Origin of the sequence: Streptomyces sp. NPDC048506 (assembly GCF_040651315.1) — a bacterium.
Lineage (GTDB): Bacteria > Actinomycetota > Actinomycetes > Streptomycetales > Streptomycetaceae > Streptomyces.
The window spans coordinates 17,103-28,123 of record NZ_JBEZIX010000085.1; the positions used below are offsets into that span (position 1 = coordinate 17,103).

An 11,021-nucleotide genomic window follows, 5' to 3' on the forward strand; every position below is an offset into this window, starting at 1 on the left:
CCGGCACCTGCCCGGCACCTTCTCGCGGCCTCGTGCGTTCACGTGAGGAGGGGACAGTGGGGCTTCGCTGCGGCGGACCTCCCGGCTCGGCGGCGTCCTCCTTTACGATGGCCGTTGCGGCGGGGCCTGCCCCCTTGGAAAAATGCCGCGCCCGCGCACTCGACCGTGCAGGCCCGACCGGCAAGGAGACCAGCCCAAGTGTCCGTCTTGACGAAGATCATGCGTGCAGGCGAAGGAAAGATCCTGCGCAAACTGCACCGCATCGCGGGCCAGGTCAACTCCATCGAGGAGGACTTCGCGGCCCTCTCCGACGCCGAGCTGCGGGCGCTCACGGACGAGTACAAGGAGCGCTACGCGGACGGCGAGAGCCTCGACGACCTGCTCCCCGAGGCGTTCGCCACGGTCCGTGAGGCCGCCAAGCGCGTGCTCGGCCAGCGGCACTACGACGTCCAGCTGATGGGCGGCGCGGCCCTTCACCTGGGGTATGTGGCCGAGATGAAGACCGGTGAGGGCAAGACCCTGGTCGGCACCCTCCCGGCGTACCTCAACGCGCTGTCCGGCAAGGGCGTCCACCTGATCACGGTGAACGACTACCTGGCCGAGCGCGACTCCGAGATGATGGGCCGGGTCCACAAGTTCCTGGGGCTGTCGGTCGGTTGCATCCTCGCCGACATGACGCCGGCCCAGCGTCGCGATCAGTACAACTGCGACATCACGTACGGCACGAACAACGAGTTCGGCTTCGACTACCTGCGTGACAACATGGCCTGGTCGCAGGACGAACTCGTCCAGCGGGGCCATAACTTCGCGGTCGTCGACGAGGTCGACTCGATCCTCGTCGACGAGGCCCGTACGCCGCTGATCATCTCCGGCCCGGCGGACTCGGCCACCAAGTGGTACGGCGACTTCGCCAAGTTGGTGCAGCGCCTGAAGAGGGGCGAGCCGTCCAACCCGCAGCGCGGCGTCGAGGAGACCGGCGACTACGACGTCGACGAGAAGAAGCGCACGGTCGGCATCCACGAGTCCGGTGTCAGCAAGGTCGAGGACTGGCTGGGCATCGACAACCTGTACGAGTCCGTCAACACTCCGCTGGTCGGTTACCTCAACAACGCGATCAAGGCCAAGGAGCTGTTCAAGAACGACAAGGACTACGTCGTCATCGACGGCGAGGTCATGATCGTCGACGAGCACACCGGTCGTATCCTCGCCGGCCGCCGCTACAACGAGGGCATGCACCAGGCGATCGAGGCGAAGGAGGGGGTGGAGATCAAGGACGAGAACCAGACGCTCGCCACGATCACCCTCCAGAACTTCTTCCGCCTCTACGACAAGCTCTCCGGCATGACCGGTACGGCCATGACCGAGGCCGCCGAGTTCCACCAGATCTACAAGCTCGGCGTCGTTCCGATCCCGACGAACCGCCCGATGATCCGCAAGGACCAGGCGGACCTGATCTACCGCACCGAGCCGGCGAAGTTCGACGCGGTCGTCGAGGACATCGTCGAGAAGCACGGCAAGGGCCAGCCGATCCTGGTCGGCACGACGTCCGTGGAGAAGTCCGAGTACCTCTCCCAGCAGCTCAACAAGCGCGGTGTGCGGCACGAGGTGCTCAACGCCAAGCAGCACGACCGGGAGGCGTCGATCGTCGCCCAGGCGGGCCGCAAGGGCTCGGTCACGGTCGCCACGAACATGGCCGGCCGCGGTACGGACATCAAGCTGGGCGGCAACCCCGACACGCTGGCCGAGGCCGAGCTGCGCGAGATGGGGCTGGACCCGGTCGAGCACGTCGAGGAGTGGGCGGCCGCGCTGCCGGCCGCCCTGGAGCGCGCCGAGGCCGCGGTCAAGGCGGAGTTCGAGGAGGTCAAGGAGCTCGGCGGGCTGTACGTGCTCGGCACGGAGCGGCACGAGTCGCGCCGGATCGACAACCAGCTGCGCGGTCGTTCCGGCCGTCAGGGCGACCCCGGTGAGTCGCGGTTCTACCTCTCCCTGGGCGACGACCTGATGCGGCTGTTCAAGGCCCAGATGGTCGAACGGGTCATGGCGATGGCCAACGTGCCGGACGACGTCCCGATCGAGAACAAGATGGTGACCCGGGCGATCGCCTCCGCCCAGTCGCAGGTCGAGCAGCAGAACTTCGAGACGCGGAAGAACGTCCTGAAGTACGACGAGGTGCTCAACCGGCAGCGTGAGGTCATCTACGGCGAGCGCCGTCGCGTCCTGGAGGGCGAGGACCTCCAGGAGCAGATCAAGCACTTCATGGAAGACACCATCGACGCCTACATCCAGGCGGAGACCGTCGAGGGCTTCGCCGAGGAGTGGGACCTGGACCGTCTGTGGGGCGCGTTCAAGCAGCTCTACCCGGTGACGGTGACCGTCGAGGACCTGGAGGAGGAGGCCGGCGACCGCGCGGGCATCACCGCCGAGTTCATCGCCGACGCCGCCAAGGACGACATCCACGAGCAGTACGCGGCCCGTGAGGCGCAGCTCAGCTCGGACGTGATGCGTGAGCTGGAGCGCCGGGTCGTGCTGTCCGTCCTGGACCGCAAGTGGCGTGAGCACCTCTACGAGATGGACTACCTCCAGGAGGGCATCGGCCTGCGGGCGATGGCCCAGAAGGACCCGCTGGTCGAGTACCAGCGCGAGGGCTTCGACATGTTCACCGCGATGATGGAGGGCATCAAGGAGGAGTCCGTCGGCTACCTGTTCAACCTGGAGGTCCAGGTGGAGCAGCAGGTCGAGGAGGTCCCGGTGGAGGAGGCCGCGGAGCAGCCCGCGCAGGAGGCCGTGCCCGCCGGTGCGGGGCGCCCGGAGATCCACGCCAAGGGCCTGGAGGCGCCGCAGCGGCCGGACCGGCTGCACTTCACCGCGCCCAAGGTGGACGGCGACGGCAGCGTCGTCGAGGGCGACTTCGTCAGCGACGAGGAGGCCGGCCCGGCCCGCTCCGAGGCGGACGGGCTGACCCGTGCGGAGCGTCGCAAGGCCCAGAAGAGCGGCGGTCGTCGCCGCAAGAAGTGAGCAGCGAGCGGTGACGCGGGCCCGGCGGAAGGCGCCGGGGCCGCGTGACGCGGGCGCCCCGGCCGGTGTACGGCCGGGGCGCCCGTGTGTCCGGGGCGGGTTCACCGGGCCGGGGCCTGAGCGGCCGGGGTGGGGCCGATGTCCAGCGCCGCGCAGCGCCACCGGGAGTCGGCGCCCAGCTCCAGGCGGAAGGCGAGCGCCCGCAGGCGTTCGCCCGCCGTGATCCGGGCGAAGGCCTCGATGACCCCGCTGCGCGGCCGGCACAGCCCGCACTCGCGGACGGCCGGGAGGGCGCCGTGTCCGCCCGGTCCGGGCAGCGGCCGCAGCGGCGCCTGTGGGGCCAGCTCGGCCAGCCGGTCGTAGGCGGCCGGCAGGGCGTGGCCCAGCAGCGCGTGGACGGGCCGCTGTCCGCTGAGGGTGAGCACCAGTTGGTGGGCGAACCAGAGGTGCGGACGGTTCTGCTGCGCCCGGCGCTGCGCCCCGACGGTCGGCAAAGGGGCGCCGGGGGCGCCGAGGCGGTCGCGGCGCGGGGCGGTGCGGGTGGGGCCGCGGCCGGTGGATCCGGGGCCGCGGCCGGCCGGCCCGAGGGGGCGACGGGTGGTGGCGGGCCGCCGGGGCCGGGGAACGGTCGGGTCGGTCTCGTCGGTCACGGTCATGGTCGCCCCCGTCGTTCCGGGCCCGGTGATTACCGGGCGGTAGCTTTGTGGTGGGGACGTTCGTATCGACCCGGCCGGGGCGGCGGCAAGGCGCGCACGCGCGGTGGGGAGGGGTGCGCAGAGTTCACCCTTCCGTGGCGCGGGCCCGAGTTGAGGCCTTGCGGCGGGGTGCGGGGCGGGCCCGGGGAACGGGTGCCGTGGACCCCGCGGACGGCACGATGGGGGACGCACGCCCGTATGCTGGCGGGGACAATCGTCAGAGTCGAGCGAAGTGAGCGGAAGCGGCTGCCATGCGCGTCTATGTCCCCCTGACCCTCTCCGGTCTCGCAGAGGCGCACAAGAACGGCGAGCTGGGACCCGGCCCCCTGGGGGCGTATGCGGTCACGCCCGCGCTGCGCGAGTGGTACGTCTCCGACGACATCGAGGAGCTGGAGTACGCGGCGCTGAACCGCGCGGCCCAGGCCTCGCTGCGGCTGCTGGCCGGTAACCCGCAGGACGCCCGGCGCCGGGTGGTGGTGGCCGTGGACGTGGCGGACGGCGCGGCGGTGGCCGACCCGGACCGCGGCCTCGACGAGTCGGCGCTGGGCGAGGTGCGCCTCGCCGGGCCGGTGCCGCTGTCGAAGGCGGCGGCGGTGCATGTCGACGCCGCGGAGGCGGAGCCGGACGTCGCGGCTGCCGCGGCCGCGCTCGGGGCGGCCGATCAGGGCGATGACGACGCCCAGTTCACCGTCGACGGCGCCGAGGACCACGACCTGATGTGGTTCGGGGTGCAGGAGATCACCGAACTGATCGGGTGAGGAACCGGCCGGCGCCGGGTTGGGCCGGCCAGGGGCGGGTGCCCGCCGGTCCGGCTGCGTTGTCAGTGGCTGCGGGTACGTTGTGTCCGAGGGGAAACGCACGGGCAACGACCTGGGGAACCGCATGGGGAAGCACGCCACACACATCGTCTGGGACTGGAACGGCACCCTGTTCCACGACATCGACGCCGTCATCGGGGCGACCAACGCCGCCTTCGAGGAGATCGGGCTGGCGTCGATCACCCTGGAGATGTACCGGGAGCTGTACTGCGTGCCCGTGCCGCGGTTCTACGAGCGGCTGATGGGGCGGCTGCCGACGGACGAGGAGTGGCTGGTGATGGACGAGGCGTTCCACCGGCACTACAGCGAGCACCGGCTGGGCTGCGGGCTCGCCGAGGGCGTCGACCTGCTCCTGGAGGAGTGGCAGGCGGCCGGCCGGAGCCAGTCGATCCTCAGCATGTTCGGGCACGACGAACTGGTGCCGCTCGTCCGCGGCTTCGGGATCGAGTCGCGGTTTGTGCGAGTGGAGGGCCGGACCGGGCCGTCCGGGGGCACGAAGGGCGCGCAGATGGTGCGGCACCTGGCGGCGATGGCGCACGTGGAGCCGGGGCGCACGGTCGTGGTGGGGGACGCCGTGGACGATGCGGTGGCCGCGCAGGACGCGGGAGCGCACGCGGTGCTCTACTCGGGCGGATCGCACAGCCGCCGGAGTCTGGAGGCCGGCGGGGTGCCGGGGGTTCCGGTGGTGGACAGCCTCGCGGAGGCGGTCCAGCTCGCCGGCGAGATAGTCGTCTAGGGCCTGACGCATCGGACAGACCGTGGCCAGGGTCTGACCCGTCGGACAGGCCCTGGGGCGGACGTCTCCCGCGGCCCGCCCCGGTCCGCGTGTGGCCCCGCGCGACACGCCCCAGGACGGCTCCACGGCACGCTGGCCGCAGCAGTCCATAAGCGGCTGGTCGTCTGCCGTCCCTGGAGCGGTGCCGTCTGACCAGCACGCATACGCCACCCGGGCGCAACGTTGTCCAGAAGGTCTAAGTTCGAACCGGGGTTTTGTACGTAGACGGCCCATGACGGCACCCCCGGAGAGAGCGATAGCCTTGCAGCGTGATCAGCGCGATAACCCGCGGGGGCATCGAGGCCCCTGCCGTGCGCCCGGGGCACGACCGTGACCGGGCGGCTGCTGGTCTTCGAGGCCACCACTCCATGTCGACATCGTCACAGGTTGTCCACAGTGGCCCGGCCCTCCCTCATCGCGGCATAACGTCGACAGCGACAGGACACCCCGCGTCGCAAGGGCGTTGTGCGGCTTCCGCAGTTCTTGCCCCATTTTTCACGTATTTCCACAACGTCACGCAACGGCGCGCGACAGGAGCCAGAGGACATGCAGACCAAGCTGGACGAAGCCAAAGCCGAGCTGCTCGCCAGGGCCGCCCGGGTCGTTGAAAGCAGCCCGGCGGGGGGCAAGCACCTGGTACGCGGGCTCGACCCGGACACCCTCGCGGGATACCTCCAGCGCTACTGCCTGCACACCGCTCCCGAGGACCTGATCGACCGCGACCCGGTCGACGTCTTCGGCGCTGCGCTCTCGCACTACCGCCTCGCGGAGATGCGCCCGCAGGGCACCGCCAACGTCCGGGTGCACACGCCGACCGTCGAGGAGAACGGCTGGACCTCCAGCCACTCCGTCGTCGAGGTCGTCACCGACGACATGCCGTTCCTGGTCGACTCGGTCACCAACGAGCTCTCCCGGCAGGGCCGGGGCATCCACCTCGTGATCCACCCGCAGATGATCGTCCGCCGTGACGTCACCGGAAAGCTCATCGAGGTCCTCGACACCAACGGCGACCTGCACGGCAACGGCGGCAAGGGCAAGGGCAAGGCCGCCGAGCTGCCCCTCGACGCGGTGACCGAGTCCTGGATCCACGTCGAGACCGACCGCGAGACCGACCGCGAGGACCTCAAGCAGATCACCGCCGATCTGCTCCGGGTGCTCTCCGACGTCCGCGAGGCCGTCGAGGACTGGGAGAAGATGCGCGCCGCCGCGCTGCGCATCGGCGAGGGCCTGTCGTCCGAGCCGCTCGCCGGCGACCTGCGCGAGATGGAGGTCGAGGAGGCCCAGGAGCTGCTGCGGTGGCTCTCCGACGACCACTTCACCTTCATCGGCTACCGCGAGTACGAGCTCGGCTCCGCGCCCGGTGAGGGCGGCTCCCAGGAGGACGTGCTGACCGCCGTGCCCGGCACCGGCCTGGGCATCCTGCGGTCCGACCCGCCGCACCGCGAGAGCGACGCCGGCCACCCCGTCTCGCCGTCCTTCAACCGGCTGCCCGCCGACGCCCGCGCCAAGGCCCGTGAGCACAAGCTGCTCATCCTGACCAAGGCCAACAGCCGCGCCACCGTCCACCGCCCCTCCTACCTCGACTACGTCGGGGTGAAGAAGTTCGACGAGCAGGGCAACGTCATCGGGGAACGGCGCTTCCTGGGGCTGTTCTCCTCGGCCGCGTACACCGAGTCCGTGCGCCGGGTGCCGGTGATCCGCCGCAAGGTCGCCGAGGTCCTGGAGGGCGCGGGCTTCAGCCCGGACAGCCACGACGGCCGTGACCTGCTCCAGATCCTGGAGACCTACCCGCGCGACGAGCTCTTCCAGACGCCGGCCGACGAGCTGCGCCCCATCGCCACCAGCGTGCTGTACCTCCAAGAGCGCCGCCGGCTGCGGCTCTACCTCCGCCAGGACGAGTACGGCCGCTACTACTCCGCGCTGGTCTACCTCCCGCGCGACCGCTACACCACCGCCGTCCGGCTGCGCCTGATCGACATCCTCAAGGAGGAGCTGGGCGGCACCAGCGTCGACTTCACGGCCTGGAACACCGAGTCGGTCCTCTCCCGGCTGCACTTCGTCATCCGCGTCGCGCCCGGATCCGCCCTGCCGGACCTCACCGACGCCGATGTCGACCGCATCGAGGCCCGGCTGGTGGAGGCCGCCCGCTCCTGGGCCGACGGCTTCGCCGAGGCGTTGATCGCCGAGTTGGGCGAGGAGCGCGCGGCCGAGCTGTTGCGCCGCTACGGCCACGCCTTCCCCGAGGGCTACAAGGCCGACAACAGCCCGCGCAGCGCGGTCGCCGACATCCAGCACCTGGAGAAGCTCACCGCGGAGCCGGGCGAGGACTTCTCGGTCAGCCTCTACGAGCCGGTCGGCGCCGGCCCCGGCGAGCGCCGCTTCAAGATCTACCGCAGGGGCGAGCAGGTCTCGCTGTCCCGTGTGCTGCCCGGTCTGAACCGCCTGGGCGTCGAGGTCATCGACGAGCGCCCGCACGAGCTGCGCTGCGCCGACTCCTCCGTCGCCTGGATCTACGACTTCGGGCTGCGGATGCCGGAGCACGTCAAGGGCGACGACGCCCGCGACCGCTTCCAGGACGCCTTCACCGCGGTGTGGACCGGCGCCGCCGAGAGCGACAACTTCAACAAGCTGGTGCTGCGGGCCGGCCTCAACTGGCGCCAGGCGATGGTGCTGCGGGCCTACGCCAAGTACCTGCGGCAGGCAGGCTCGACGTTCAGCCAGACGTACATGGAGGACACCCTCTCCAACAACGTCCACACCACCCGGCTGCTGGTCTCGCTCTTCGAGGCACGGATGTCCCCGGAGCGGCAGAGCGCGGGCAGGGAGCTGACGGACGGGCTGCTGGAGGAGCTGGACGGCGCCCTGGACCAGGTCGCGTCCCTGGACGAGGACCGGATCCTGCGGTCCTTCCTCACCGTCATCAAGGCGACGCTGCGCACCAACCACTACCAGAAGAACGGCCGGGGCGAGCCGCACGGCTACCTGTCCATCAAGCTGGACCCGCAGGCCATCCCCGATCTGCCGGCGCCCCGCCCGGCGTACGAGATCTTCGTGTACTCGCCCCGCGTCGAGGGCGTCCACCTGCGCTTCGGCAAGGTCGCACGCGGTGGTCTGCGCTGGTCGGACCGCCGGGAGGACTTCCGTACGGAGATCCTCGGCCTGGTCAAGGCGCAGATGGTCAAGAACACCGTCATCGTTCCGGTCGGCGCCAAGGGCGGCTTCGTCGGCAAGCAGCTGCCGGATCCGTCGCTGGACCGGGACGCGTGGCTGGCCGAGGGCATCGCCTGCTACAAGACCTTCATCTCCGGTCTGCTGGACATCACCGACAACCTCGTCGGCGGCGAGGTCGTCCCGCCGAAGAACGTCGTCCGCCACGACGAGGACGACACCTACCTGGTCGTCGCCGCCGACAAGGGCACCGCGACGTTCTCGGACATCGCCAACGAGGTCGCCGAGTCGTACGGCTTCTGGCTCGGTGACGCCTTCGCCTCCGGCGGCAGCGCCGGCTACGACCACAAGGGCATGGGCATCACCGCCCGCGGCGCCTGGGAGTCGGTCAAGCGGCACTTCCGCGAGCTGGGGCACGACACCCAGACCCAGGACTTCACCGTCGTCGGCGTCGGCGACATGTCCGGTGACGTCTTCGGCAACGGCATGCTGCTCAGCGAGCACATCCGGCTGGTCGCCGCCTTCGACCACCGGCACATCTTCCTCGACCCCAACCCGGACGCGGCGACCTCGTACGCCGAGCGGCGCCGGCTCTTCGAGCTGCCCCGCTCGTCCTGGGCGGACTACGACACCGAGCTGCTCTCGCAGGGCGGTGGTGTCCACTCCCGCGCGGCCAAGTCCATTCCGATCAACGCGCAGGTGCGGGCCGCCCTCGGCATCGAGGCCGGCGTGAAGAAGATGACCCCGGCCGATCTGATGCGGGCCATCTTCAAGGCGCCGGTCGACCTGCTGTGGAACGGCGGTATCGGCACGTATGTGAAGGCCTCCGCGGAGTCCAACGCCGATGTGGGCGACAAGGCCAACGATGCGATCCGGGTCAACGGCGAGGACCTTCGGGTCAAGGTCGTCGGCGAGGGCGGCAACCTGGGCCTGACCCAGCTGGGCCGGATCGAGTTCGCCATGGCCGGCGGGAAGATCAACACCGATGCGATCGACAACAGCGCCGGTGTGGACACCTCCGACCACGAGGTCAACATCAAGATCCTGCTCAACGCCGTGGTCGCCAACGGGGACATGACGGTCAAGCAGCGCAACAAGCTGCTGGCCGAGATGACCGACGAGGTCGGCGCGCTGGTGCTGCGCAACAACTACGCGCAGAACACCGCGCTGGCCCTGGCCCTCGCCCAGTCCTCCAGCATGCTCCACGCCCAGCAGCGGTTCATGCGGCGCCTGGTGCGCGACGGCGACCTCGACCGGGCGCTGGAGTTCCTGCCCACCGACCGGCAGATCCGGGAGCGCCTGAACGCCGGCCGTGGACTGACCCAGCCCGAGACCGCGGTGCTCCTGGCGTACACCAAGATCACGGTGGCCGATGCGCTGATCCAGACGCAGCTGCCGGACGATCGGTACCTGGAACGGCTGCTGCACGCCTACTTCCCCTCGGCGCTCCACGACCGCTTCCCCGAGCAGGTCGACGGGCACGCGCTGCGGCGCGAGATCGTCACGACGGTGCTGGTCAACGACACCGTCAACACCGGTGGTACGAGCTTCCTGCACCGGATGCGGGAGGAGACCGGGGCCTCCCTGGAAGAGGTCGTCCGGGCGCACACCGCGGCCCGTGCGATCTTCGGGCTCAACCAGGTCTGGGACGACGTCGAGGCCCTCGACAACGTGGTCGCGGCCGATGTGCAGACCCGGATCCGGCTGCACTCGCGCCGGCTGGTCGAGCGCGGCACCCGCTGGCTGCTCAACAACCGCCGGCAGCCGCTGGAGCTGTCGGAGACCATCGACTTCTTCACCGAGCGGGTCGGGCAGGTCTGGGCGGAGCTGCCGAAGCTGCTTCAGGGCGGTGACCTGGAGTGGTTCCAGACGATCCTGGAGGAGCTGACCGGTGCGGGCGTCCCCGAGACGCTGGCCGTCCAGGTGTCCGGCTTCTCGTCGGTCTTCCCGGCGCTGGACATCGTCGCCGTCGCCGACCGCATGGGCAAGGAGCCGCTGGCCGTCGCCGAGGTCTACTACGACCTGGGTGACCGGCTGCGGATCAACCAACTCCTCGACCGCATCCTGGAGTTGCCGCGCAACGACCGCTGGCAGTCGATGGCCCGGGCCTCGATCCGCGAGGACCTCTTCGCGGCGCACGCGGCGCTGACCGCGGACGTGCTGTCGGCGGGCAACGGCTCCGCGACGCCGGAGCAGCGGTTCAAGGCCTGGGAGCAGGCGAACGCGGCGATCCTGAGCCGTGCGCGGGCGACGCTGGAGGAGATCCACGGGTCGGAGGGGTTCGACCTGGCGAACCTGTCCGTCGCCATGCGGACCATGCGGACGCTGCTGCGCACGCACAGCTGACGTGCCCCACACGGCAGACGGCCCCGGAAGCGCAGGCTTCCGGGGCCGTCCCCGTTCCGGTGCCGGTCCGCGTCGTGTGCGGCTACCCGCCCGTCCGGCTCACTTGCCGGTCTCCTTCTCGTAGGCCTTGATGACCTCGTCGGTCGGGCCGTCCATCAGCAACTCGCCGCGCTCCAGCCACAGCACGCGGTCGCAGGTGTCGCG

The 11,021-nt window shown here is 70.4% G+C and carries 5 protein-coding genes and 1 pseudogene; 4 read left to right on the forward strand and 2 right to left on the reverse strand.

What is annotated here, in order from left to right:
- Positions 1-198: 198 nt before the first annotated feature.
- Positions 199-3,015: a preprotein translocase subunit SecA gene (secA, locus tag AB0C96_RS40815; protein ID WP_362925098.1), complete on the forward strand. Its 2,817-nt coding sequence runs from the start codon at positions 199-201 to the stop codon at positions 3,013-3,015.
- Between the two features lie 101 nt (positions 3,016-3,116).
- Here the strand turns inward: secA and AB0C96_RS40820 are convergent, their stop codons facing one another.
- Positions 3,117-3,671, reverse strand: coding sequence for an Rv3235 family protein (locus AB0C96_RS40820; protein ID WP_362925099.1), 555 nt, complete (start codon positions 3,669-3,671; stop codon positions 3,117-3,119).
- A 290-nt stretch (positions 3,672-3,961) separates the two neighbouring features.
- On the opposite strand from AB0C96_RS40820, the gene AB0C96_RS40825 reads away from it, so the two are divergent.
- The 3 genes from AB0C96_RS40825 (at position 3,962) to AB0C96_RS40835 (ending at position 10,817) form a co-directional block, all read left to right on the forward strand.
- Positions 3,962-4,468, forward strand: a complete 507-nt coding sequence (locus AB0C96_RS40825; RefSeq protein WP_362925101.1) for a hypothetical protein — start codon at positions 3,962-3,964, stop codon at positions 4,466-4,468.
- Between the two features lie 124 nt (positions 4,469-4,592).
- A complete protein-coding gene (locus AB0C96_RS40830; protein WP_362925102.1) occupies positions 4,593-5,264 on the forward strand; it encodes an HAD family hydrolase in 672 nt (223 codons plus the stop codon).
- Positions 5,265-5,849: 585 nt separating this feature from the next.
- Entirely contained in the window at positions 5,850-10,817 is a 4,968-nt protein-coding gene (locus AB0C96_RS40835; protein WP_362925104.1) for an NAD-glutamate dehydrogenase, read from the forward strand.
- A gap of 99 nt (positions 10,818-10,916) precedes the next feature.
- Here the strand turns inward: AB0C96_RS40835 and AB0C96_RS40840 are convergent.
- Positions 10,917-11,021: pseudogene (locus AB0C96_RS40840) on the reverse strand (ABC transporter ATP-binding protein); the annotation flags it as partial.

Bases quoted from the DNA above. Each gene is read 5' to 3' on its own strand.
- AB0C96_RS40820 (WP_362925099.1), bottom strand. From the start codon at position 3,671: ATGACCGTGACCGACGAGACCGACCCGACCGTTCCCCGGCCCCGGCGG.
- AB0C96_RS40825 (WP_362925101.1), top strand. From the start codon at position 3,962: ATGCGCGTCTATGTCCCCCTGACCCTCTCCGGTCTCGCAGAGGCGCAC.
- AB0C96_RS40830 (WP_362925102.1), top strand. From the start codon at position 4,593: ATGGGGAAGCACGCCACACACATCGTCTGGGACTGGAACGGCACCCTG.
- AB0C96_RS40835 (WP_362925104.1), top strand. From the start codon at position 5,850: ATGCAGACCAAGCTGGACGAAGCCAAAGCCGAGCTGCTCGCCAGGGCC.